Raw genomic sequence first — 25119 nt, forward strand, 5'->3', positions numbered from 1 at the left:
CCGACAGGCGTGAGGACCTGCGCATACAGCCACTGCGCGGGCACGACCAGGAGGTACCGCACCAACCAGGCGACCGCCACCGCGACACCCCGACCAACCGGCGCCAGCACGTACCGCCACAACGCCACCCACGGCCACACGAACAACGCCTTGCCACACCACACCAGCACCACGCCCAGGCCACGCGCCGCGGTGGCCACCGCGGCGCCGGTGGTCCGGGCCAGCCAGGCGATGCCGTGGCCGACAGGCGTGAGGACCTGCGCATACAGCCACTGCGCGGGCACGACCAGGAGGTACCGCACCAACCAGGCGACCGCCACCGCGACACCCCGACCGACCGGCGCCAGCACGTACCGCCACAACGCCACCCACGGCCACACGAACAACGCCTTGCCACACCACACCAGCACCACGCCCAGGCCACGCGCCAGCCACGCGAGTCCGCGTCCTACCGGCGCCAGCACCCCGTGCCACAGCCACCCCGCGGGCACCACGACGAGATACCGCCACAGCCAGGCCAGCGGGGCGACGACGAGGGTGCGCCACAGCCATGCCAGGCCCCGGCCGAACGGGCGGAGCACCGTCCTGTCCACGGCCTTGGCGCAGACGACCAACGCGTCCCACACCAAGCGCACGGGCACCACGAGCACCAGGACCACGATCCGCACCGGAAGGCGGACCATCGTGGTCAGACAGCCCTCACCGGGCTCGTAACGGGCCGGCTCTCGCCGGTCCTTGTCGAGCGACGTGGCGCGCGAACCGGCCTGCGGTACGACCGCCCGCTCCTGCCGCCTTTGGCCGTCCGTGGGCTCCATAACGCCCTCCCCCTTGTACTTCCCGGTCCTACGTACTTCCCGGTTCTACCGTGCGTGCCGGCGTCGGATCTGCTCGGCCCCGGCGGGCGTCCTCCGCGGTGCGATTCCGCGGGCGGGCCGTCCGGTTCCGGTTCCGTCCCCCGGTTGTGTCCCTACCTGGCACACGCCCCGTCGGGCCCGCTGGTTGCGCCCGCGCCGATCCAGAAGCGCAGCTTCTCCTCGCGCTGGTCCTCGAAGACCCCACCGCAGGCCTCGATGACCCTACGGGAACCGGTGTTGGTGTCGTCGCAGGTGATCAGCACCGGGTCGATGCCCAGCGTGTGACGGACGTACGGGAGGGCGGCCCGCAGCATCGCGGTGGCGTGGCCGCGGCGGCGGGCCGCGGGGCGCACGGCGTAGCCGATGTGGCCGCCGTAGGCGTGCAGGCTCGGCGTGAGGTGGTGGCGGACGGTGAGGCGTCCGAGATAGTCGTCGCCCTCGACCCACCACAGGGTGGTCAGGGGCACCGTGCCGTCGACGCGCTCGTCGCGGGAGATGCCGCCGATCATGTCGACGTACTCGGCGAACCCCTCGGCGGCCGGCCAGCGGTCGCGCCAAGTCCGCAACTCTCGGGCCAGGGCGGAGTGGGGCGCGGCGTCCCCGCCCTCCTCCCGGAACTCATCCATCGCGGCGAGGAAGGAGGCGTGGACGCGCAGGGTCGGTGCGATGAGTTGAGGCGGCATCACCTCATTGTGCGGGCACACATCGGCCCGGCCACCGCGAGGTGCGGGGCCGGGCCGACAGGGCGTACGGGCGGGGCCGCCCGGCCGTGGTTACTTCACGGACAGCGGGAGCAGCTTCTTGCCGGTCGGGCCGATCTGGATCTCGGTGTCCATCTGCGGGCAGACGCCGCAGTCGAAGCACGGGGTCCAGCGGCAGTCCTCGACCTCGGTCTCGTCGAGCGAGTCCTGCCAGTCCTCCCAGAGCCAGTCCTTGTCCAGACCGGAGTCCAGGTGGTCCCAGGGCAGAACCTCCTCGTACGTACGCTCACGCGTGGTGTACCAGGCGACATCCACGCCGAACGCGGGCAGCGTCTCCTCGGCGGCCTTCATCCAGCGGTCGTAGGAGAAGTGCTCGCGCCAGCCGTCGAAGCGGCCGCCGCCTTCGTAGACGGCGCGGATGACGGAGCCGATGCGGCGGTCACCGCGCGAGAGCAGGCCCTCGACGATGCCGGGCTTGCCGTCGTGGTAGCGGAAGCCGATGGAGCGGCCGTACTTCTTGTCGCCACGGATCTTGTCGCGCAGCTTCGTCAGCCGTGCGTCGGTCTCCTCGGCGGAGAGCTGCGGCGCCCACTGGAACGGGGTGTGCGGCTTGGGGACGAAGCCGCCGATGGAGACCGTGCAGCGGATGTCGTTCTGCCCGGAGACCTTGCGGCCCTCGGCGATGACCTTGACGGCCATGTCGCCGATCTGGAGGACGTCCTCGTCGGTCTCGGTCGGCAGACCACACATGAAGTAGAGCTTCACCTGCCGCCAGCCGTTGCCGTAGGCGGTGGAGACGGTCCTGATCAGGTCCTCTTCCGAGACCATCTTGTTGATGACCTTGCGGATCCGCTCGCTGCCGCCCTCGGGCGCGAAGGTGAGGCCGGAGCGACGGCCGTTGCGCGTCAGCTCGTTGGCAAGATCGATGTTGAAGGCGTCGACGCGGGTCGACGGCAGTGACAGGCCGATCTTGTCTTCCTCGTACCGGTCGGCGAGCCCCTTCGCGACATCGCCGATCTCGGTGTGGTCCGCGGAGGACAGCGACAACAGGCCGACCTCCTCGAATCCCGTGGCCTTCAGCCCCTTCTCCACCATGTCGCCGATGCCGGTGATGCTTCGCTCCCGTACGGGGCGCGTGATCATGCCGGCCTGGCAGAAACGGCAGCCGCGGGTGCAGCCACGGAAGATCTCGACCGACATCCGCTCATGGACGGTCTCAGCCAGGGGAACGAGCGGCTGCTTGGGGTAGGGCCACTCGTCGAGGTCCATGACGGTGTGCTTGGACACCCGCCACGGCACGCCGGAACGGTTCGGCACGACACGGGAGATCCGCCCGTCGGCCAGGTACTCGACGTCGTAGAACTTGGGGACGTAGACGCTGCCGGTCCTCGCGAGACGGAACAGCAGCTCGTCGCGCCCGCCCGGCCGGTCCTCGGCCTTCCAGGCGCGGATGATCTCGGTGATCTCCAGGACCGCCTGCTCGCCGTCGCCGACGACCGCGCAGTCGAGGAAGTCCGCGATCGGCTCCGGGTTGAAGGCCGCGTGGCCGCCCGCGAGGATCAGCGGGTGGTCCTCCGTGCGGTCCTTGGCCTCGATGGGGATGCCCGCGAGGTCCAGGGCGGTGAGCAGGTTGGTGTAGCCCAGCTCGGTCGAGAAGGAGACGCCGAGGACGTCGAAGGCACCGACGGGGCGGTGCGCGTCGACGGTGAACTGCGGCACGTCGTGCTCGCGCATCAGCGCTTCGAGATCCGGCCACACGCTGTACGTGCGCTCGGCGAGTACGCCCTCGCGCTCGTTGAGGACCTCGTAAAGGATCATGACGCCCTGGTTGGGCAGACCCACCTCGTACGCGTCCGGGTACATGAGCGACCAGCGGACATCGCAGTCGTCCCACTCCTTGACGGTGGAGTTCAGCTCGCCGCCGACGTATTGAATCGGCTTCTGGACGTGCGGGAGGAGGGCCTCCAGGCGTGGGAAGACCGACTCGACAGGCATCGTGGTGATCTTTCATCAGCGGGCAGGGGTGACCCTCAAGCCTAACGTGCTCCGCGGTGCGGCCTTGACGAGTCGGGTTCCGGTTGCTGGGCGGGCGGCCCCGAGCGGGCCGTGAGGCGGGTGTACGAGCGGGCCGGGAGGGTCAGCAGGCCCGGAACGGCCGGTGCGCCGCCCCTCCCGGGACGGCGCACCACGCGTCACACACACCGAGGGAGGACTCCCGGTGCCCGGACGCGCCCCGTCGCGCTCACCTCACCGCCGCAGCGCGTCCCTGTGCTTACGGCGCGAAGCCTCGTTCCACAGCCCCGGCAGCTCCCGCTCCCGCTCCGCCGCGCGGGCCTCCTCCCGCCCGTACATCAGCCCGAAGGGGAACCCGGCCTCGCCCGCGGTCTGCGCCTGGGCCGCCAGCTCGCGCAGCGCCTCGCGCGCCACCACGCTGTCCTGGTGATCGCCCAGCGACTGCTGGACCCGCTTGATCCGCTTCCCGTACTTCTTCGCCGGCCGCCCCAGCGCAGGCCGGGCCGCCTCCGCGGCGTACCGCGCCCGCTTGGCCGCCTTACGGGCGCGGTGCAGCGCCAGGTCACGGGCCGGTCCGGCCGGGAGGTCCCGCGCGGTCTCCATCCGGCCGGCCAGGCGGGCGTGATCCTTCAGCACCGCCTTCGCCAGCACCTTGGGCGCCGGCTTGCCGGCCGCCCCGCGCAACGGCGGCTCCGCCAGGAACGCCTCCAACGCCTCCAACAGGGACAGATACCGCTCCCCGTCCAGCGCCGCGAGCACCTTCTGCCGCGACGCCGGGCGGCTGCGCTCCGCCCTGATGCGCAGCCGGGCGGCCACCGGGCCGAACCGCAGCTCCTCGGGCAGCTCCGCCAGATCGCCGTCCAGCCGCTCGGTGAGCACCTCCCGGTCCCGGTCCACACCCAACTCCGCCGCCAGCCACTTCAGTTCGACGCCGAGGGGCTCGGTGACGGCACGGTCGAGCACCTTGGTGGAGGAGCGGAAGACGCTGCGCAGCCGGCGGGTGGCGACCCGCATCTGGTGCACGGAGTCGGGCAGGTCGCGGCGTACCGCGGGATCCCGCTCGACGATGGCCCGCACCTGCTCCTCCACGTACGCCAGCACCACGTCAGCGGCGGCCTGCCGTGCCTTGCCCGACTTCTTGCCGCGCCGCTTGCGCAGCGCGTCGCCGTGCTTGCTCGGCTCGCTCGGGTTTCCCGGCTTCTGCGGGGCGGTGGCGGCGCCTCGGGAGCCCTCCGCCGTCGCCGGCGCGGTCTCGGCGAGCGCCCGCGCCAGCTTCGACGCCGCCCGGGCGGGGCGCACCCCCGCCACGGCCAGCGCCCGGCCCACGTCGTCCAGGAGTCCGGCGTCACCGCCCGCGGCGCCGGTCAGCTCCACCTCGATCTCGTGCCACCTGGCCTCGCCGTGGGCGGCGTCCTCCTCGCCCGCCGGGCCGGCCCGGCGGGCCCACACCGCGTCGGTCGCCACCTCGGCGAGCGGGGTGCCCGCGGCGTCCTGGAGCAACCGTGTCGAGCGCCGGGTCCGCAGCCGTACGACGGGCAACAGCTCGCGGCCGCGCACGCGTGAGTGCACCAGGTCCGTCAGCTCCTTGGGAGGCGTGTCGGACAGCGGCGCCTGCACCTCGTCCCGCACCTGCCCGGACCCCGCGGAGGCGGCGCCCTCGGCCGGGACCGGCAGCTTCAGGTGCCAGCCCGCGTCCTTTCCGCCGGTGCGGCGGCGCAGGGTGATGCCGTCCGCGGCGAGGCGCTGGTCGGCGGTGTCGTAGTAGGTGGCGTCCAGGGACTCGACGCCCTGTTCGACCACGGCCGCGACCCGGTTCACTCCGGTCAGGTCGGGCAGCTCGGTGTCGTCGGTGGCCTCGTACTTACGTTCGATCTCCCGCACCGTGTCAGCCATGCATCGAATCTAGTCAACCGCCCCGGCGGCGACCACCCACCCACCGGGCCGCCACCCGTCCGACCGGCCGGCTGGATCCAGCCGGATCCAGCCGGCCCCACGGCGGCCGGAGCACTGATGGTGGCACGGGCGGCGCGAGGTGACTTACGGTGTGTCACCAGGCAGCCACTAACGGTTGCCTCAGGCGCCCGCTCGACCCCTTCGGGGAGGGAGACAACCGTGCAGCCCACCACCGCAGCCGTCCCCCGGACACCCTTCCGCGTCACGGCGGGCGCCCGCCCGCACCTCCTGGCCGTACCGAGCGAACCCACCGCTGCGAAGGTCGCCCGCGACTTCATCCGCACGGCACTGCGCGGCACCCCGCTCGCCCCTCTGCTCGACAACGCGGTGCTGCTCACCTCGGAGGCGGTCACCACCTCCCACCTGCGCGCACCGGCCTCCGCGGACGTCCTGCTCCGGCTCCTGACCGCCGACCACGGCCTGCGCGTCAGCGTCCACGACGAGGCTCCCGGGCGGATCCCGGCGCAGACGGCTCCGGGCCGGGCCTCCGACCAGGAGCCCGACCACGGCCTGCTGCTCTTCCGCCACCTCGCCGACGACTGGGGCACCGCCCCCGCCGCCGGACCGCGCCGCTCCCCCGCCCTCTGGTTCGAGCTGCGCACCGCCGTACAGCGCGACTCCTAGGGGTGTCCTCACGCCCCTGGGAGTCGTACGCCCCGGAGCCTCAGCGGGACGCCGACACCGGGCGTTGCACCCGGATCGACTGGAGCAGTCCGATCGCGATCCAGACGGCGAACATCGAGGTGCCGCCGTAGGAGACGAACGGGAGCGGGAGGCCGGTGACGGGCATGATGCCCAGGGTCATCCCGATGTTCTCGAAGGCCTGGAAGGCGAACCAGGCGATGATGCCGGCCGCCACGACCGTGCCGTAGAGCTCGGTCGTCTCGCGGGCGATACGGCAGGCCCGCCACAGGACCACACCGAGCAGAACGATGATCAGGCCCGCGCCGAGGAAGCCGAGTTCCTCGCCGGCGACGGTGAAGATGAAGTCCGTCTGCTGCTCGGGGACGAACTGACCGGTGGTCTGACTGCCCTGGAAGAGCCCGGAGCCGGTCAGCCCGCCGCCGCCGATCGCGATACGCGCCTGATTGGTGTTGTAGCCGACGCCCGCCGGGTCCAGGCTCGGGTTGGCGAAGGCGGCGAAACGGGCGATCTGGTAGTCGTCGAGCAGGCCGAGCTGCCAGACGGCGAGGCAGCCGGCGACGCCGGTGCCCAAGAGGCCCAGGATCCAGCGGTTGGACGCGCCGGAGGAGAGCAGCACACCGAGGACGATGGCGCCGAGCACCATGACCGAACCGAGGTCGGGCATCAGCAGGATGACGGCCACCGGGATGGCTGCCACCGCGAGTGCCTGGACGACCGTGCGGTGATCGGGGTTCGGCCGGTCGCCCGCGTCGACCTTCGAGGCGAGGATCATCGCCATGCCGAGCGTGATGGTGATCTTCGCGAACTCCGCGGGCTGGAGGGAGAAACCCCCGGGGATGGCCAGCCAGGACCGCGATCCGTTGATCGTGGCGCCCAGCGGCGTCAGCACCAGCAGCGCGAGCACCACCGACAGCCCGTAGAGGATCGGGACCGCGCCCCGCAGGGTGCGGTGCCCGAGCCAGATCGTGGCGGCGGCCAACGCCAGTCCGATGCCGGTGTTCAGCAGGTGGTGCAGGAAGAAGTAGTACTCGTCGTCGCGGTTGAGTTCGGTGCGGTTGCGGGTCGCGGAGAAGACCAGCACCGAGCCGATGCAGGACAGCGCCAGGCAGGACAGCAGCAGTATCCAGTCCAGCTTGCGGAAGAGGGAGTCGCGCGCGGTGAGCTTGGCCCAGGTGCCCAGCTCCGGGGTGTAGCGCCGGATGGAGAACGTCCGGGAGGTGTGGCTGGTCGTCACTGCTCTCGCCTCCCCGGCGGGGCGGTCGGCGGCGCCGCCACCGGCTTGATCGGCTGGGCCTGAATGGTGCCGTCTTTCTCGATCTTGGGAAGTGCCTCTTGCGGCCTCGGCAGCAGCGCCGCCTTCGGGTTGATGCCGCCCTTGGCGTCGACCCCGTAGAGCGCGTCGTAGATCTTGCGCACGGCCGGTCCCGAGGCGCCGGAACCGGTACCACCCTGGGAGATCGTCATGAGGATCGAGTAGTCCTTGGTATACGTGGCGAACCAGGAGGTGGTCTGCTTGCCGTAGACCTCCGCCGTACCGGTCTTGGCGTGCATCGGGATCTTGCTCTGCGGCCAGCCGCCGAACCGCCAGGCGGCCGTACCGCGGGTGGCGACACCGGCGAGGGCGCCGTCCATCTGCTTGAGCGTCGCCCGGCTCACCGGCAGCTTGCCGTGCGGCTGCGCCTTGATCTCTCGGACGTTCTTGCCGTTGGGGCTGATGACGGCCTTGCCGACGCTCGGGTTGAACAGCGTGCCGCCGTTGCTGATCGCGGCGTAGATGGTCGCCATCTGAATCGGGGTGACGAGGGTGTCACCCTGGCCGATCGCGTAGTTGACGGAGTCGTAGGCGTGCAGCTTCATGCCTTCGAGGCAGCCCTCACGGGCGAGCAGGGTGTCGAAGTCCCTCTTCTTCGGCCAGTTCTTGGCCTGCTTGCACCAGCCGGCCTTGTTGGCCTTCCAGAAGTCCTTCTTCCACTGCCGGTCGGGCACCCGGCCGGTGACCTCGTTGGGGAGGTCGATGCCGGTCTCCGCGCCGAGGCCGAACTGGTGGGCGGTCTTGTAGAACCAGTTCTTGGCGTCCTTCTTCGGCTTGAGCCCGCCGTCCTTCTTCCACTCGTCGTGCGAGAGCTTGTAGAAGACGGTGTCGCAGGAGACCTCCAGCGCCCGGCCCAGGTCGATCGAGCCGTGGCTCTGCGACTCGAAGTTCTTGAAGACCTGGCCGCCGATGCTGTACGAGGAGCCGCAGGGGTAGCTGCCGTTGAAGTCGTAGCCGGCGTTGACCGCGGCCGCGGTCGGCACCACCTTGAAGATCGAGCCGGGCGCCGCCTGCGCCTGAATGGCCCGGTTGAGCAGCGGGTAGTTGGAACCCTTGGTGGTGAGCCGCTTGTAGTCCTTGGCGTCGATCCCGCCGACCCAGGCGTTGGGGTCGTAGTCGGGATTGGAGGCCATCGCCACCACACGCCCCGTCTTCGCCTCCATCACCACGACCGCGCCCGAGTCCGCCTCGTACGGGCGGTTGGTGTTGCGGTCGATCTCCTTGCGGGCATCCTTCATGGCCTGCGCCAGCTCTTTCTCCGCCAGCGCCTGCACGCGGGCATCGATGCTGGTGACGACGCTGGCGCCGGCCTCGCCCTTCTCGCTCTTGGTCTGGCCGATGACCCGGCCGAGGTTGTCGACCTCGTAGCGGGTGACGCCGGCCTTGCCGCGCAGATCGCTGTCGTACGTCCGCTCCAGTCCGGACCGGCCGATCTGGTCGGACCGCAGCAGCGGCGAGTGGCTGTCCTTGGCCTTGGTGATCTCCTCGTCGGTGACCGGGGAGAGATAGCCGAGGACCTGCGCGGTGTTGGCGCTGCCGGGGGCGGCGTAGCGGCGGACGGCGGTGGGCTCGGCGCTGATGCCGGGGAAGTCCTCGGAGCGCTCGCGGATCTGGAGGGCCTGCTGGGTGGTGGCCTCGTCCGTGATCGGGATGGGCTGGTAGGGGGAGCCGTTCCAGCAGGGCTGCGGGGTCTTGGCGTCGCAGAGCCGGGTCTTGTTGCGGATCTCCTTCTCCGACATACCGAGAACCTTGGAGAGACGGCCGAGCACGCCCTTGCCGTCGTCCTTCATCTTCAGCAGCTCGGTACGGCTGGCGGAGACGACCAGACGGGTCTGGTTGTCGGCCAGCGGCACGCCACGCGCGTCGAGGATCGAGCCGCGCGTGGCGGGTTCGATGACCTGCTGGACGTGGTTGCTCTTGGCCTCGTTGGCGTACTCCTGGCCGTTGCGGATCTGCAGATACCAGAGCCGGCCGCCGAGCGTGAGCAGGAGGGAGAAGACCAGGATCTGGATCGCGATCAGGCGGACGGTGACGCGGGAGGTCCGGCCCGTCTCGGGAATGTTGCTCACAGCGCCCCCACTGTCTGTGCGATGGCCGGCGGCAGCGCCCGCCGCCCGGTGCTCGGTCGCGGTGCCGCGCAGGACCGTCCTGCGGTCCGCGGCAGTTCGCCGCTCACAGCCGCTTGTCCCCCTTGCGCGCCGCCTTGCCACGGACGGACCTGCCGAGCAGGCCGCCCCGCCGGCTGCCGTTCCTGCCGGCCTTGGCGGCCAGTCCCGTGCCGCCGGTCGCCATATTGCCGCGGCTGCCCTTGAGGCCGGTGCCGGTGCTGAGCCAGCCGTAGGCGGGCTCGCGGCCGAGGACCGAGCCGCTGGAGCCGCCGACGCCGTCACCCGACAGCAGATCACTGTCCGTTCTGCGCGCGAGCGCCATTACCAGCGGGACGGTGAACGGGGCGAGCAGCAGGTCATAGAGGGTCGCGCTGAGGAGCAGGCCGACGAGGCCGACGTGCCGGGCGGCGGTGTCACCGACGAGCGCGCCGACGCCGGCGTAGAGCAGGGTCGAGCCGATGGCGGCGCCGACGACGACCACCAGCGGGATGGTCGCCGAGCGGTGCTGGCCGTTGTCCGGCCGGGTCAGGCCGGCGATGTAGCCGATGACGCAGAGCACGAGCGCGTAGCGGCCGATGGCGTGGTCGGACGGCGGCGCGAGGTCGGCGAGGAGCCCGGCGCCGAAGCCGACCAGGGCCCCGCCGACATGGCCGTAGACCAGCGCGAGGCCGAGCACGACCAGCAGCATGAGGTCCGGGACGGCACCCGGCAGTTGCAGCCGGGCGAGGATGCTGACCTGGATGACCAGGGCGAGGACCACCAGCGGGGTGGCGAGCAGGATCCGGTTGATGCGCATCGGTCAGCTCCTGGGAGGGGCGCTCGCGGTGGGGGTGGCCGTGACGGTGACCGTCGGCGCCGGCTTGGGCTTTGCCGGTTTGGGTGGCAGGACGGTGTCGCGGGGGTCCTCACGGGGCGGCGCCACGACGACGCCGACGACGTCCAGCTGGGAGAAGGCGACGTAGGGCCGGATCTGCAGGGTGCGGGTCAGATCGCCGTTGGACGGCTCGACCTTGATGACCTGGCCGACCGGCACGCCGGGCACGAACGGCTTGTCGGCGCTGGAGCCGAAGGTGACCAGGCGGTCGCCCTTCTTGACCGCGGCCCGGCCGTTGAGGAGCTGGACGCGCAGCGCGCGGCCGCCCTGCCCGTTGCCGAAGCCGATTTCGTTGGTCTTCTCCATGCGGGTGCCGACGGTGAAGTCGGGGTCGTTGGCCAGCAGCACCGTGGCGGTGTTGGCGCCGACGGTGGTGACCCGGCCGACCAGCCCGTCGCCGTTGAGGACGGTCATGTCGCGGGCGAGGCCGTCGCGGCTGCCCGCGTCGATGGTGACGGTCCAGGAGAAGCCCTGGGCGGCGCCGATGGCGATGACCTCGGCGCCCTTGATGCCGTACTGCCCGGCGCCCGCCGACTTCAGAATCTTGTCGAGTTCGGCGGCGCGGCTGCGGTTGCGGTCGGAGGACCCGAGCTTGGCCTTCAGCGCGGCGTTCTCGTGTTCCAGCGTGCTGATCCGGTTGTGCCGCTCACCGGAGTCCCGTACCGCGCCGACGGCGTTGCCGACCGGGCTGACGACGCGGGCGACACCGCTCTCCACCGGGCCGAAGGCGGAGGCCGCGGCCTGCCTGGCACCATCGAGCGGGGACTGCTCGCCGCCGCGGATATCCACCGTGATCAGCGCGAACGCGATCGCGACCAGCAGCACCAATAGCAGCCGGCTCTCTCGTGTGTCCCTCACGTGCGGCGGCCGTGTCCTTCCTCGTAGGACCGGCCGGCTGCGGGCCCTCGCCGGTCTCGTTCGGGAGTTGAGCGTTGTGCCTGTGTGTGCGGTGCCGGGTGGTGAAGTGTCAGTGCACCGTGCTTGTCGGGGTGTTCTGCCTGTATATCAGCGATCGACCGAAAAAAGCGGTTGATAGATGTATGGTGCCCGACCCCCGCGGTCGCCGCATGACGGCCGCGGGGCGGATCGGGAGGGGACCTTGTTACCTGCGCGGCTGGGAGTCGAGGACCTGCTGGAGAGCCTCGAACTCCTCGACGCACTTGCCGGAACCGAGCGCGACGGAGTCGAGCGGGTCCTCGGCGATGTGAATGGGCATTCCGGTCTCGCGGCGCAGCCGCTCATCGAGGCCGCGCAGCAGGGCGCCGCCTCCGGTGAGCACGATGCCGCGGTCCATGACGTCGCCGGACAGCTCCGGCGGGCACTTGTCGAGGGTCGTCTTGACCGCGTCGACGATGGAGTTGACCGGCTCCTCGATGGCCTTGCGGACCTCGGCGGCCGAGATGACGACGGTCTTCGGCAGGCCGGAGACCAGGTCGCGACCGCGGATCTCGGTGTGCTCGTCCTGCTCGAGGTCGTACGCGGAACCGATGGTGATCTTGATGCTCTCGGCGGTGCGCTCGCCCAGCAGAAGGCTGTACTCCTTCTTGATGTGCTGGATGATCGCGTTGTCGAGCTCGTCGCCCGCCACCCGGATGGACTGGGCCGTGACGATGCCGCCGAGCGAGATGACCGCGACCTCGGTCGTGCCGCCGCCGATGTCCACGACCATGTTGCCGGTGGCCTCGTGGACCGGCAGACCGGATCCGATCGCGGCGGCCATCGGCTCTTCGATGATGTGGACCTGGCGGGCGCCGGCCTGGGTCGACGCCTCGATGACGGCGCGGCGCTCGACTCCGGTGATGCCGGAGGGAACACAGACGACCACGCGCGGACGGGCCATCCAGCGGCGCTTGTGAATCTTCAGGATGAAGTAGCGGAGCATCCGCTCGGTGATCTCGAAGTCGGCGATCACGCCGTCCTTCAGAGGGCGGACGGCGACGATGTTCCCGGGCGTACGCCCGATCATCTTCTTCGCCTCGGCACCTACCGCGAGGATGCCGCCGGTGTTGGTGTTGATGGCCACGACCGACGGTTCGTTGAGAACGATTCCGCGGCCCCTGACGTACACCAGCGTGTTGGCGGTCCCGAGGTCGACAGCCATGTCACGGCCGATGAACGACATGTTGTTCCCCATGAGGATACGTCTGGCCTTCCCAACTGGAGCGAATGCTTACTGGAGGTCGGCAGGAGGTGATGCGCCGTGAGGCGCGGAAGCTTCCATCGTAGTCCCGTCCCTTGCCCACTCGAACCCGGTGGGAGGGACTTCGCCATTGTCGGCTCTCCACGCACCCGCCCCCTTCAATGGTGACGTCGTGTCGCAATGATGCGTTCCCCCGATCGGTGCGCATATACCAAGGGGCGACCGATGATTCCATCGGTCGCCCCAGGTCACAAGGGTTTCGCGGCTGACGATGAGTCAGGAAACGCCCGGAAAGAAAATCTTGATCTCGCGCTCCGCGGACTCTTCGGAATCCGAGGCGTGGATCAGATTCTCTCGGGTGATCGTGCCGAAGTCCCCACGAATGGACCCACTCGGTGCGGCAATCGGGTCAGTCGGACCGGCGAGCACCCGCACGCCCTCAATCACCCGCTCGCCCTCGACCACAAGGGAAACCACCGGACCGGAGGACATGAACTCCACCAACGGCTCATAAAAGGGCTTGCCGACGTGCTCGGCGTAATGCTGCTCCAGGAGCGCGCGGTCCAGGGTGCGCAGCTCCAGCGCGCCGATCGTCCAGCCGGCCTTCTTCTCGATACGGCCGATGATCTCCCCCACGAGACCGCGCCTGACGGCATCGGGCTTGAGGAGGACGAGGGTGCGCTGGCTCACGAAGGGACTCCCTGTATACGAACGACGGTCAGCGGGTTCCCCGAGGCTACATGGGGTGCAGGGCCCTTCGCGGGCCAGCCCCGGCCTACCGGGTGGGCCCCTGGGGCCCACCCCCGGCACCCTCTACGCCGGGTCCGCCACCGGCTCCCCGGCCGCCTCGCCCTGCGCCGCCCAGCGCGCCTTCGCCGCGTCGATCTTGCGGCCGTAGTGGACCGACGCCCACCACAGGGCCGCGAACACCGCACCGAGGAAGAACATCGCCGGGATGACCAGGCCACTGGCGATCAGGGCGATCTGCAGGACCCAGCCCAGCTGGACACCACCGGGACGGGTGAGCATGCCGCACAGCAGCACGCACAACAGCATCGCGATCCCGCTGACCGTCCAGACCGTGGCCGCCGGCAGGTCGCTGAGCTGCATCGCGACCAGACCGGCGAAGCCGATCACGAAGAACTCGCCGATGAGGGTGCTCGCACACAGGGTGCGCATGGTCAGTTCCTCCCCATGAGCAGCCGGGCCTCGCCGACCGTGATCACGGAGCCGGTCACCAGCACACCCGCTCCGGAGTACTCGCCCTCTTCCTCGGCGAGGGTGATGGCCGCCTCCAGTGCGTCGTCGAGCCGCGGCTCGACCTGGACCCGCTCGGCGCCGAAGACCTCGACCGCGACGGCCGCCAACTCATCGGCGTCCATCGCGCGATGGCTGGAATTACGCGTCACCACGATCTCGGCGAAGATCGGCTCGAATGCCTCCAGCAGGCCCCGGACGTCCTTGCCGGCGCTGGCGGCGACGACGCCCACCAGACGGCTGAAGCCGAATGCCTCGGTGACCGCCTCGGCCGCCGCCCGCGCGCCGGCCGGGTTGTGCGCCGCGTCCAGCACCACGGTCGGGCTGCGCCGCACGACCTCCATGCGGCCCGGCGAGGACACCGCGGCGAACGCGGAGCGGATGGTGTCGATGTCCAGCACACGCGCGTGCTCGGAGCCGACGCCGAAGAACGCCTCGACCGCGGCGAGCGCCACCGCGGCGTTGTGTGCCTGGTGCGCGCCGTACAGCGGCAGGAAGATCTCCGGATACTCGCCGCCCAGGCCGCGCAGCGTCAGCATCTGGCCGCCGACCGCCACCTCACGGGAGAGCACCCCGAACTCCATGCCCTCGCGGGCGACCGTGGCGTCCACCTCGACCGCGCGCTTGAGCATCACCGAGGCCGCTTCGACCGGCTGCTGGGCCAGCACGACCGTGGCGTCCTTCTTGATGATCCCGGACTTCTCACCGGCGATCTGCTCGGGCGTCTCCCCCAGCCGGTCGGTGTGGTCCAGGGAGATCGGGGTGACCACGGCGACATCGCCGTCGATGACGTTCGTGGCGTCCCAGGTGCCGCCCATGCCGACCTCGACGACGGCGATGTCCACCGGCGCGTCCGCGAAGGCGGCGTACGCCATCGCCGTCAGCACCTCGAAGAACGAGAGGCGGAACTCCTGCTGGGTGTCGACCATCTCCACGTAGGGAGCGATGTCCTGATAGGTCTCGATGAAGCGCTCGGCCGAGATCGGGCTGCCGTCCAGGCTGATGCGCTCGGTGACCGACTGGACGTGCGGGCTGGTGTAGCGGCCGGTGCGCAGATCGAAGGCGGACAGCAGGGCCTCGATCATGCGGGCCGTGCTGGTCTTGCCGTTGGTGCCGGTGATGTGGATGGAACGGTAGGCGTGCTGCGGTGAGCCGAGGATGTCCAGCAGGGCCGCGATGCGCTGCACCGACGGGTCGAGCTTGGTCTCACCCCAGCGGCCTGCCAGCTCCTCCTCGACCGCGCGCAGGGCACGGTCGACCTCCGGGTCCGCGGGGCGGGCGGGAACACCGTCCCCCTGAGGCGGGCCGGCCTGCGCGCGCAGGGTCCGGCTGCCTGCCTCGATCACCGCGAGATCGGGGTCACGGTCGGTTTCGGCCTCGACCAGTTCGTCGAAGGCGTCGTTCGGGTCAGGGTCGTCGTTCTGGGGGCGCTCGCTCACGCCGACCAGTCTACGAGGCACCGGTGACAGCGGTCGCGCTGCGCCGCCCTCCCCGGCATCCGCCCGCCCCGCCCCGGCTTCCGGCGGCCGCCGACGCCCGCCGGGAGCTAGCCGAGCGCCGCCTTCATCATGGCGCGGGCGATCGGTGCGGCCAGCCCGTTGCCGGAGATCTCGTTGCGGGCGGCGTGGCCGTCCTCGACCATCACGGCCACCGCGACCTGGTGGCCGTCGCCGTCCTGCGCGTAGGAGACGAACCAGGCGTAGGGCGTCCCGCTGTTGTCGACACCGTGCTGGGCGGTGCCGGTCTTGCCGCCGACGGTCAGCCCGTCGATCTTCGCGTTGGATCCGGTGCCCTTGTCCACGACCGTCCCCATCGCCGACCGCAGCTGCTCTGCCGTACGCGCCGACATCGCCGTGCCGTACGTCTTCGGGTCGTTCTCCTCGACGGTGTTCCCGCCGCCGTCGGTCACCTTGTTGACCAGCTGCGGGTTCTTCAGCTCGCCGCCGTTGGCGATGGCCGACGAGACCATCGCCATCTGCATCGGGGTCGCCTGGTCGTTGAACTGGCCGATACCGGACAGCGCGGTCTGCGCCGCGTCCATGTCGGTGGGGTAGACGCTCTTGGCCGCCCGCACCGGAGTGTCCACCTCGTCGTCGTTGAAGCCGAACTTCTCCGCCTGGGCGGCCACCTTGTGCGGCCCGAGGTCGGCGGCCATCTTCGCGAAGACGGTGTTGCAGGAGTACTGGAGCGCGGTGCGGATGGTGGCGTCCTTGCAGGGCGCCGCGGTGTTCTCGTTCTTCAGCTCGGTGCTGGTGTGCGGCAGCTTGTAGGGGTCGGGGCTGTCGGTCTGCTCGTCCACCGAGGAGTACAGGCCGTTCTCCAGCGCTGCCGCGGCGACCACCAGCTTGAAGGTGGAACCGGGCGGCAGCGGCTGGCGCAGCGCGCGGTTCAGCTCCGGCTTGCCGTCGTCCCGCGACATCGCCTGCCACGCCTTCTGGTCGGAGCTGTCCGATCCGGCGAACTTCCCAGGGTCGTACGACGGCGTGCTGACCATGCCGAGGATCCGCCCCGTCCCCGGGTCCAGGGCGACCGCCGCACCGGTCTTGCCGCCCAGGGCCCGGTAGCCGGCCTTCTGCACCGCGGAGTCGATGGTGGTGGCGACGTCGCCGCCCTTGGCCCGCTTGCGCGTCAGGGCGTCGGCGGGGCTCTGCAGCCGGCTGTCGGAGCCGTCGAGGACATCGCCGTAGAGGTTCTCCAGCTGGTTGCTGCCGAAGATCTGCGAGGAGAAGCCGGTGACCGGCGCGTACAGGGACCCCTGCTGGTAGGTCCGCTTGTACTTCAGCTGCTCGGAGGTGGCCTGCGAGCCGGTGACCGGCTTCCCGTCGACGAGGATGTTGCCCAGCGGCGCCGCGTACTTACCGATCGCCACTCGCGGGTTCTTCGGGTCGTCCTTGTACGTGTCGGCCTTGGCGGCCTGGAGCCAGGTGACCCAGCCCATCAGCGCGAGGATCAGGGCGAGACAGAAGACCGAGACCCGTCGCAGTGGCTTGTTCATGGGGCGCGGCTCCTCGGCTCTCACGGGCGGTGACTGCCGGACGTCCGGCCATCCGCTCCACCGTGCCTGGCCTTCATGAGAGGCCGATGAGAACGGACGATCAACCGCCCCGGACAACTTTTCTCCTGTTTCCGCCCTCTTCGACGGCGGGCTCCGTACGCCCCGGCTTTGCCACACGCGCGCATCACACGGGGTAGCGGGAGCGGAGAACAGGTGCCGGCAATCAGTCAGCGGATGCATTTGGTGTTGCTCACCGCCTGGACCGTGCTGTGGTTCGCGGTGGTCGAACCGAACGGCGGCTTCTCCTGGCATTACTTACGCACCGGCGGCGAGCTGATCTACCAGGGAGCCGCCGGGGACGGCACCGGAGGGCTCAATCTCTACGCCCACCACCCCGAGCTCCAGATGGGCCCGGTCAGCTTCCTGGTCGCGGGCCTGTTCAACCCCTTCCCCGAGGCCACCGGCCAGTTCCTCGCCGCCGCACTGATGGCGCTGCTCGGGCTGGTCATCGTCGTCCTGGCGGGCCGCAGCGCCGCCCACCACTTCCTCGGCACCGGCACCAACCACCAGCGGCTGCGGCAGCGGGTACTGATCGCCGGACTGGCCTTCCTCCCCATGTGGATCGAGGTCTCGGTCCGGTTCGGGCATCTCGACGACGTGCTCGCGCTCTTCTTCACCGCCCTCGCGGTCCGGTCCGTCACCCGCGGCAACGCCGCCCTCACCGGCGTCTTCCTGGCCCTGGCCATGGATTCCAAACCCACCGCCCTGGCCTTCACCCCGCTGCTGCTCGCCCTCCCCAAGGAGAAGTGGCTGCGCGCGGGCCTGTGGTGCGCGGGGCTGGTCGCCGTCGTCTGGCTCCCGTTCTTCGTCGGCGACCCGCAGTCCTTCGCCGCGGCGAAATTCGCCATCCCCAATCATCCGGCGTCCGCACTGCGCTGGCTGGGCGTCGGCGACCCGCAGACCCCCTCCTGGGACCGGCCCGCGCAGGCCGCACTGGGGCTGGCGCTCGGCACTCTCGCCGTCTGGCGCGGACGCTGGGCGGCGGTGGTCCTGCTCGGTGCCAACGCCCGCATCGTCCTCGATCCCAGCGTCTACACCTACTACACCGCCTCGGTGCTGCTGGGCACGCTGCTGTGGGACGTCATCGGCCAGCGCCGGCTGGTCCCGTGGTGGAGCTGGCTCGCGCTGCTCATCCTCTACGGCAGTGTCTTCGCCGTCCCCGACGACGCGGCGCGGGGCCTGATCCGGCTGGCGTTCGTGGCCGTCTCGACCGCGTACGTCCTGCTGTGGCCGGTACGCGAACGGGGTGGGCGGGGCCGGGGACGCCGCAGGCCCCCCGTCCCGAAGGACGAGGGGCCTGCGAACGACAGTCCCGCGGACGGCCGGGAGCCCGACCCCTGGCCGGGTCCCGCACCTACGCCTTGGGCAGGGCCTCCAGCTGCGCGGTGATCCGGACGATGTCCGCCTCGGCGGTCTCCAGCCGGACACGGATCTTGTCCACGACCTTCTCCGGCGCCTTGGCGAGGAACGCCTCGTTGCCGAGCTTGCCGTTGGCCTGCGCCTTCTCCTTCTCCGCGGCCGCGAGGTCCTTCGCCAGCCGCTTGCGCTCGGCCTCGACGTCGATCGCACCGGAGAGGTCCAGGGCGACAGTGGCGCCGGCGACCGGCAGGGAAGCGGTGGCGCTGAAGTCGTCACCGGCCGGCTGAAGCCGCAGCAGCGAGCGCATCGCGGCTTCGTGTGCCGCCAGCGCCGTGCCGGACAGGTCCAGCCGGGCCGGGACCTTCTGGCCGGGCTGCAGCCCCTGGTCGGAGCGGAACCGGCGGACCTCGGTCACGACCTGCTGGACGAGCGCGATCTCCTGCTCGGCCGCCGCGTCACGGAAGCCGGAGTCGGCGGGCCACTCGGCGATGACGACCGACTCGCGGCCGGTCAGCGTCGTCCAGAGGGTCTCGGTGACGAACGGGACGATCGGGTGCAGCAGCCGCAGCGTGACGTCCAGGACCTCGCCCAGGACGCGGCGCGAGACCTCGGCGGCCGGGCCGCCCGCCATGAACGTCGTCTTGGACAGCTCGACGTACCAGTCGAAGACCTCGTCCCAGGCGAAGTGGAAGAGGGTGTCCGACAGCTTCGCGAACTGGTAGTCGTCGTAGTAGGCGTCGACCTCGGTGACGACCGAGTTGAGCCGCGAGAGGATCCACCGGTCGGTCGCCGACAGCTGCTCGGCGGGCGGCAGTTCACCCTCGACGGTCGCGCCGTTCATCAGCGCGAACCGGGTGGCGTTCCAGATCTTGTTGGCGAAGTTCCGGGAGCCCTGGACCCAGTCCTCGCCGATCGGGACGTCGACACCGGGGTTGGCGCCGCGGGCGAGAGTGAAGCGGACGGCGTCGGAGCCGTACGCGTCCATCCAGTCCAGCGGATTGACCGCGTTCCCGAAGGACTTGGACATCTTCTTGCCGAACTGGTCGCGGACCATGCCGTGCAGCGCGATGGTGTGGAACGGCGGCGTGCCGTCCATCGCGTAGATGCCGAACATCATCATCCGGGCGACCCAGAAGAACAGGATGTCGTAGCCGGTGACCAGGACGGAGTTCGGATAGAACTTCTCGACGCTCGGGGTCTGCTCGGGCCAGCCGAGTGTGGAGAAGGGCCACAGGCCGGAGGAGAACCAGGTGTCCAGGACGTCGGTGTCCTGCGTCCAGCCCTCGCCGGTGGGTGCCTCGTCGTCCGGGCCGACGCAGACGACCTCGCCGTTCGGGCCGTACCAGACCGGGATGCGGTGCCCCCACCACAACTGTCGCGAAATGCACCAGTCGTGGAGATTGTCGACCCAGCCGAAGTAGCGGGACTCCATCTCCTTGGGGTGGATGGCGACCTTGCCGTCGCGGACCGCGTCGCCCGCGGCCTGGGCGAGCGGGCCGACCTTGACCCACCACTGCATCGACAGCCGCGGCTCGATGGTGGTCTTGCAACGCGAGCAGTGACCGACGGAGTGGGTGTACGGGCGCTTCTCGGCGACGATCCGGCCCTCGGCGCGCAGGGCGCCGACGATGGCGCTGCGCGCCTCCAGCCGGTCCAGGCCCTGGAAGGGGCCGTGCGCCGTGATGACCGCGTGCTCGTCCATGACGGCGAGGTTGGTCAGGTGGTGCCGGCGGCCGATCTCGAAGTCGTTCGGGTCGTGGGCCGGCGTGACCTTGACCGCGCCGGTACCGAACTCCGGGTCGACGTGCTCGTCCGCGACGACCGGGATGCGGCGGCCGGTCAGCGGCAACTCGATCTCGGTGCCGACGAGATGGGCGTAGCGCTCGTCCTCGGGGTGGACCGCGACCGCGGTGTCACCGAGCATCGTCTCGGCACGCGTCGTCGCGACGACGATCGAGGAGTCGCCCTCGCCGTAGCGGATCGAGACCAGCTCGCCGTCGTCGTCCTGGTACTCCACCTCGATGTCCGAGATGGCGGTCAGACAGCGCGGGCACCAGTTGATGATGCGCTCGGCGCGGTAGATCAGCTCGTCGTCGTAGAGCCGCTTGAAGATCGTCTGGACGGCCTTGGACAGGCCCTCGTCCATCGTGAACCGCTCGCGCGACCAGGCGACGCCGTCACCCAGGCGCCGCATCTGCCCGGAGATCTGCCCGCCGGACTCCGCCTTCCACTGCCAGACCCGCTCGACGAACGCCTCACGGCCCAAGTCGTGGCGCGAGACGCCCTCCTTGGCCAGCTCGCGCTCGACGACGTTCTGGGTGGCGATGCCGGCGTGGTCCATGCCCGGCTGCCACAGCGTCTCGAAGCCCTGCATCCGCTTCCTGCGGGTCAACGCGTCGATCAGGGTGTGCTCGAAGGCGTGACCCAGGTGCAGGGAGCCCGTGACGTTCGGCGGGGGGATGACGACGGTGTACGGCGGCTTCTCGCTCTTCTCGTCCGCCTCGAAGTAACCCCGCTCCACCCAGCGCTCGTACAGCGGCCCCTCTACATCGGCCGGCGTGTACTGAGTCGGCAGTTCGGGGGCGCTGTGGTTGCTCTGCTGAGAGTTCTCGGTCACGCCCGACAGTGTACGGGCGCGGATGTAGCAGCTTCGAATCGGTTTCGCCCCCGGGGCAGCGGCCGTCAGTGGCGTCGTACAGGATGTCGGCAGCGCATAAACATCACGCAGGACTTCAACTGGATTCAGTTGTCACGAGGGGAACCGCTCCATGAGCTACAACCAGCCGCCTCCCGGCCCGTACGGACAGCAGCCGCAGCAGCCCGGCCCGTACGGCCAGCCGCAGCAGCCGCCGGCTCAGCAGCCTGGTTACGGCTACCCGCAGCAGGGCGGCCAGGTCCCCCCGCAGCAGCCCGGCTACGGCTACCCCCAGCAGGGCGGCCAGGTGCCCCCGCAGCAGGGCTACGGCTACCCCCAGCAGGGCCAGCAGCCCGGCTATGGCCAGCAGGCCCCGTACGGCGGCCAGCAGACGCCCTACGGCATGATCCCGCCGGCCCCGCCCGAGACGGGCGGCAACGGCAAGAAGATCGGCCTCATCGCCGGCGGCGTCGCGGTGGTCGCGGCGATCGGCGTGGGCGCCTACTTCGCCTTCGGCTCGGGTGGCGACGTGGCGCCGTACACGATGGTGATGCCGGACAGCCTCCTGAGCGGCGAGTTCACGAAGTCGTCCAGCTCCAGCAGCGGCGGCGCGGAGGACATCTCCGACGACGAGACGACCAAGGCGCTGGGCATCACCGACAGCAAGGGCGTCAGCGGCAAGTACCAGAACTCCGCCAAGCTGCAGGTGCAGGTGGCGGGCGCGTACGGCACGGTCGCCGATCCCGAACACGCCGTGGACCAGATGTTCGCCAAGATCGAGGACACTCAGAACAAGAGCATGGAGGGCAAGCAGGCCACGGCCGAGACGGCCACTCCGGTGACCGAGTACACGCCGAGCGACTTCGACGGCACGGTGCTGAAGTGCAAGACCACGAAGGTCTCGTCGTCGCAGAGCGGCATCACGGTGTCCGTCGACATCTCCATCTGCATCTGGGGCGACAGCAGCGCCATCGGCGTGGTCCAGTCCATGGCCGTCCCGTCGCCCAGCGGCGGCGGCGCGAAGACGCCGTCCGCCGAGGAGCTCTCGGAGCAGACCGCGAAGATCCGTAACGAGGTCCGCAAGGAGAAGTAGCCGGACCGAGGAGCGGACCGCACAGAGCCGCCCGGCAGCGACCTCGCTGCCGGGCGGCTCTCTGTTTCGAATACCGCGGGTGCTACGCGCTCTTCTCGTGCGGCTCGCCCGACTCACCGTTGCGGGTGCGGGGCACCAGCGTCGGGTTGACGTTGGAGTGCACCACGTCCTCGGTGATGACGACCCGGGCGACGTCCTTGCGGGACGGGATCTCGTACATCACCGCCTGGAGGACCTCCTCCATGATGGCGCGCAAACCGCGGGCGCCGGTGCCGCGGAGGATGGCCTGGTCGGCGATGGCCTCCAGGGCCGGGCGGTCGAAGTCCAGCTCCACGCCGTCGAGTTCGAAGAGGCGCTGGTACTGCTTGACGAGCGCGTTGCGCGGCTCGACCAGGATCTGCAGCAGGGCCTCGCGGTCCAGGTTGTGGACGGAGGTGAGGACGGGGAGACGGCCGATGAACTCCGGGATCATCCCGAACTTCACCAGGTCCTCCGGCATGACCTCCTGGAGCTGGTCCTTCGACTCGATCTCGCGCTTGGAGCGGATCGTCGCGCCGAAGCCGATGCCCTTGGCGCCGGAGCGCGACTCGATGATCTTCTCCAGGCCGGCGAACGCGCCACCCACGATGAACAGCACGTTCGTCGTGTCGATCTGGATGAATTCCTGGTGCGGGTGCTTGCGGCCGCCCTGCGGCGGCACGGAGGCGGTGGTGCCCTCCAGGATCTTCAGCAGCGCCTGCTGGACGCCCTCGCCGGAGACATCACGCGTGATCGACGGGTTCTCGCTCTTCCGGGCGACCTTGTCGATCTCGTCGATGTAGATGATGCCGGTCTCGGCCTTCTTGATGTCGAAGTCCGCGGCCTGGATCAGCTTGAGGAGGATGTTCTCGACGTCCTCGCCGACATAGCCGGCCTCCGTCAGCGCCGTGGCGTCGGCGAAGGCGAAGGGGACGTTGAGCATCCGGGCGAGGGTCTGCGCCAGCAGCGTCTTGCCGGAGCCGGTCGGGCCGAGCAGCAGGATGTTGGACTTGGCGAGCTCGATGCCCTCGTCGCCGCGGCCACCGCCGTTCTCGCCGGCCTGCACCCGCTTGTAGTGGTTGTAGACGGCGACCGAGAGCGTCTTCTTGGCGGGCTCCTGGCCGACGACATAGCCGTTCAGGAACTCGTAGATCTCCCGCGGTTTGGGGAGTTCTTCCCACCGCACCTCGGAGGTCTCGGCGAGCTCCTCCTCGATGATTTCGTTGCAGAGGTCGATGCACTCGTCGCAGATGTACACACCAGGTCCCGCGATGAGCTTCTTCACCTGCTTCTGGCTCTTTCCGCAGAACGAGCACTTGAGCAGGTCGCCGCCGTCACCGATGCGTGCCACGAGGTGCTTCCCCTTCGCCTGGGATCCGCATTGCTCCACGGACCCGGGTGCTTGCCTATCGACGGTACCTTGCCGGGCCCCCCGTACGGGCCCCCCTTGAACCGACTGGGTTCACTCGATCCAAGGGGGCGACTCTCCGGCTCACGCGCGAAGCCACTATCCGATGGAGACGGACGACTTCCGCGTCGAGACGATCTGGTCGACCAGACCGTACGCCAAGGACTCCTCGGCGGTCAGAATCTTGTCACGCTCGATATCGTCCCGAATCTTTTCGATCGGCGTGGAGGAGTGCTTGGCCAGCAGGTCCTCCAGCTGCGAACGCATCCGCAGGATCTCGTTGGCGGCGATCTCCAGGTCGGAGACCTGACCGCGGCCGGTCTCGCTGTACGGCTGGTGGATCAGCACTCGGGCGTTCGGCAGCGCCATCCGCTTGCCGGGGGTGCCGGCCGCGAGCAGCACGGCAGCGGCGGAGGCCGCCTGGCCCATGCAGACCGTCTGGATGTCGGGCTTGACGAACTGCATCGTGTCGTAGATCGCGGTGAGCGCCGTGAAGGAGCCACCGGGCGAGTTGATGTAGATCGAGATGTCACGGTCGGGGTCCATCGACTCCAGGCACAGCAGCTGCGCCATGACGTCGTTGGCCGACGCGTCGTCGATCTGCACGCCGAGGAAGATCACACGCTCCTCGAAGAGCTTCGCGTACGGGTCGTACTCGCGCACGCCCTGCGAGGTGCGCTCGACGAAGCGCGGAACGATGTAGCGGGACTCGGCGCGCGGGCCGGAAAACTCGGACTCCGCGCCCTCGTACAGGCCGCTGCCGTGGAAGTTGTTCATCGTGGTGTTCACCGTCCTGGTGGCGATCAAGTGGGCTGGGGTGGCTGTGGGGCGAGTGGTCCAGGGCTCAGGCCCCGGTGCCGCCCCCGCCCGGAACGCCTGCGGCGGAGGTCATCACATCGTCGATGAGGCCGTACGTCTTGGCCTCGTCGGCGGAGAACCAGCGGTCGCGGTCGGAGTCGTGGGTGATGCGCTCGACGGTCTGACCGGTGTGGAAGGCGGTCAGCTCGGCCATCCGCTTCTTGGTGTGCAGCAGCCGCTCGGCGTGGATCTTGATGTCCGACGCGGAACCGGCCAGGCCCGCGGAGGGCTGGTGGATGAGGATCTCGGCGTTCGGCAGCGCGAAGCGCTTTCCCGGGGTGCCGGCGCTCAGCAGGAACTGCCCCATCGAGGCGGCGAGGCCCATCGCGATCGTCACCACGTCGTTCTTGATGTACTGCATGGTGTCGTAGATCGCCAGACCGGCCGAGATCGAGCCGCCCGGAGAGTTGATGTAGAGGAAGATGTCCTTCTCAGGGTCCGCGGCGAGGAGAAGAAGCTGCGCGGTGATCTTGTTGGCGATGTCGTCGTCGACCGGCTGGCCGAGGAAGATGATCCGCTCGCCGAGCAGCCGGTTGTAGACCTGGTCGCCGAGGCCACCGAAGGTCGGCTCAGCGGCGGCGGAAGGCATCGGGATCGTCACGTGTCCACCTGCTCGTTGTCGGACGGCTCGAGACCGTCTCAGCGTCGTCTTCTGGGGCGCGGGGATCTGCGCCGTGTGGTGCCCCCGGCGCGCTTTCAGGGACTCCCCTGCCCTCGTATCTACGGACCCTAACGCGCAGGTCGGACAACGCCATCCCGCATTGAGAACTGTTCGCTGTGAGCGCAGGCTCACGGACCGGGATGACATACGGGCCCGAACACGCGCACGTGCGTGT

The 25119-nt window shown here is 69.8% G+C and carries 19 protein-coding genes and 1 pseudogene; 3 read left to right on the forward strand and 17 right to left on the reverse strand.

Annotated features, from left to right (window positions below; translation table 11 throughout):
• The 4 genes and pseudogenes from ACH4FH_RS32165 to ACH4FH_RS32180 all read right to left on the reverse strand — a co-directional run.
• Positions 1–683, reverse strand: a pseudogene (locus ACH4FH_RS32165) (hypothetical protein); the annotation flags it as partial.
• A 284-nt stretch (positions 684–967) separates the two neighbouring features.
• On the reverse strand, positions 968–1537 hold the full coding sequence (locus tag ACH4FH_RS32170; protein ID WP_398559480.1) for a GNAT family N-acetyltransferase: 570 nt from the start codon (positions 1535–1537) through the stop codon (positions 968–970).
• A gap of 90 nt (positions 1538–1627) precedes the next feature.
• Complete coding sequence (locus tag ACH4FH_RS32175) at positions 1628–3550, reverse strand: TIGR03960 family B12-binding radical SAM protein (protein WP_398559481.1); 1923 nt, start codon at positions 3548–3550, stop codon at positions 1628–1630.
• 252 nt (positions 3551–3802) lie between these two features.
• Positions 3803–5461 (reverse strand): CHAD domain-containing protein, encoded by a 1659-nt coding sequence (locus ACH4FH_RS32180; protein ID WP_398559482.1) that lies wholly within the window; start codon positions 5459–5461, stop codon positions 3803–3805.
• Between the two features lie 219 nt (positions 5462–5680).
• Here ACH4FH_RS32180 and ACH4FH_RS32185 point away from each other — a divergent pair, with 219 nt between their 5' ends.
• Entirely contained in the window at positions 5681–6145 is a 465-nt protein-coding gene (locus ACH4FH_RS32185) for an ATP-binding protein (RefSeq protein ID WP_398559483.1), read from the forward strand.
• A gap of 40 nt (positions 6146–6185) precedes the next feature.
• Here the strand turns inward: ACH4FH_RS32185 and rodA are convergent, their stop codons facing one another.
• The 9 genes from rodA to ACH4FH_RS32230 form a co-directional block, all read right to left on the reverse strand.
• A complete protein-coding gene (gene rodA / locus ACH4FH_RS32190; protein ID WP_398559548.1) occupies positions 6186–7367 on the reverse strand; it encodes a rod shape-determining protein RodA in 1182 nt (393 codons plus the stop codon).
• 29 nt (positions 7368–7396) lie between these two features.
• Positions 7397–9547 (reverse strand): penicillin-binding protein 2, encoded by a 2151-nt coding sequence (gene mrdA, locus ACH4FH_RS32195; RefSeq protein ID WP_398559484.1) that lies wholly within the window; start codon positions 9545–9547, stop codon positions 7397–7399.
• A 103-nt stretch (positions 9548–9650) separates the two neighbouring features.
• Positions 9651–10382 carry a rod shape-determining protein MreD gene (mreD, locus tag ACH4FH_RS32200; RefSeq protein ID WP_398559485.1) on the reverse strand — a complete coding sequence of 244 codons (732 nt, stop codon included), beginning with the start codon at positions 10380–10382 and terminating at the stop codon, positions 9651–9653.
• 3 nt (positions 10383–10385) lie between these two features.
• Positions 10386–11318, reverse strand: coding sequence for a rod shape-determining protein MreC (gene mreC / locus ACH4FH_RS32205; protein ID WP_398559486.1), 933 nt, complete (start codon positions 11316–11318; stop codon positions 10386–10388).
• 244 nt (positions 11319–11562) lie between these two features.
• Positions 11563–12582, reverse strand: a complete 1020-nt coding sequence (locus tag ACH4FH_RS32210) for a rod shape-determining protein (RefSeq protein WP_393895573.1) — start codon at positions 12580–12582, stop codon at positions 11563–11565.
• A gap of 294 nt (positions 12583–12876) precedes the next feature.
• Entirely contained in the window at positions 12877–13290 is a 414-nt protein-coding gene (gene ndk, locus ACH4FH_RS32215) for a nucleoside-diphosphate kinase (RefSeq protein WP_398559487.1), read from the reverse strand.
• A 123-nt stretch (positions 13291–13413) separates the two neighbouring features.
• Positions 13414–13779 (reverse strand): DUF4233 domain-containing protein, encoded by a 366-nt coding sequence (locus tag ACH4FH_RS32220; protein ID WP_398559488.1) that lies wholly within the window; start codon positions 13777–13779, stop codon positions 13414–13416.
• Positions 13780–13781: 2 nt separating this feature from the next.
• Positions 13782–15296, reverse strand: a complete 1515-nt coding sequence (locus ACH4FH_RS32225; protein WP_398559489.1) for a bifunctional folylpolyglutamate synthase/dihydrofolate synthase — start codon at positions 15294–15296, stop codon at positions 13782–13784.
• 107 nt (positions 15297–15403) lie between these two features.
• Positions 15404–16852, reverse strand: coding sequence for a peptidoglycan D,D-transpeptidase FtsI family protein (locus tag ACH4FH_RS32230; RefSeq protein ID WP_398559490.1), 1449 nt, complete (start codon positions 16850–16852; stop codon positions 15404–15406).
• Positions 16853–17086: 234 nt separating this feature from the next.
• Between ACH4FH_RS32230 and ACH4FH_RS32235 the strand changes: the two genes are divergently transcribed.
• Positions 17087–18301, forward strand: a complete 1215-nt coding sequence (locus tag ACH4FH_RS32235; protein ID WP_398559549.1) for a hypothetical protein — start codon at positions 17087–17089, stop codon at positions 18299–18301.
• On the opposite strand, the gene ACH4FH_RS32240 is transcribed toward ACH4FH_RS32235, so the two are convergent.
• Positions 18267–20888, reverse strand: coding sequence for a valine--tRNA ligase (locus tag ACH4FH_RS32240; RefSeq protein WP_398559491.1), 2622 nt, complete (start codon positions 20886–20888; stop codon positions 18267–18269). The two genes, ACH4FH_RS32235 and ACH4FH_RS32240, sit on opposite strands and share 35 nt — an antisense overlap.
• Before the next feature lie 151 nt (positions 20889–21039).
• On the opposite strand from ACH4FH_RS32240, the gene ACH4FH_RS32245 reads away from it, so the two are divergent.
• The gene (locus ACH4FH_RS32245; protein WP_398559492.1) at positions 21040–21999 is read left to right on the forward strand and encodes a hypothetical protein; all 960 of its coding nucleotides are present in this window, start codon (positions 21040–21042) and stop codon (positions 21997–21999) included.
• Between the two features lie 82 nt (positions 22000–22081).
• Here ACH4FH_RS32245 and clpX read toward each other — a convergent pair whose 3' ends face one another.
• From clpX to ACH4FH_RS32260, 3 genes are all read right to left on the reverse strand, one after another.
• A complete protein-coding gene (gene clpX / locus ACH4FH_RS32250; RefSeq protein WP_398559493.1) occupies positions 22082–23368 on the reverse strand; it encodes an ATP-dependent Clp protease ATP-binding subunit ClpX in 1287 nt (428 codons plus the stop codon).
• Positions 23369–23524: 156 nt separating this feature from the next.
• Positions 23525–24202, reverse strand: a complete 678-nt coding sequence (locus ACH4FH_RS32255) for an ATP-dependent Clp protease proteolytic subunit (RefSeq protein ID WP_393895571.1) — start codon at positions 24200–24202, stop codon at positions 23525–23527.
• A gap of 67 nt (positions 24203–24269) precedes the next feature.
• The gene (locus ACH4FH_RS32260) at positions 24270–24872 is read right to left on the reverse strand and encodes an ATP-dependent Clp protease proteolytic subunit (protein WP_393895570.1); all 603 of its coding nucleotides are present in this window, start codon (positions 24870–24872) and stop codon (positions 24270–24272) included.
• Positions 24873–25119: the final 247 nt, after the last annotated feature.

Source organism: Streptomyces sp. NPDC017993, assembly GCF_044328065.1.
Taxonomy (GTDB): domain Bacteria; phylum Actinomycetota; class Actinomycetes; order Streptomycetales; family Streptomycetaceae; genus Streptomyces.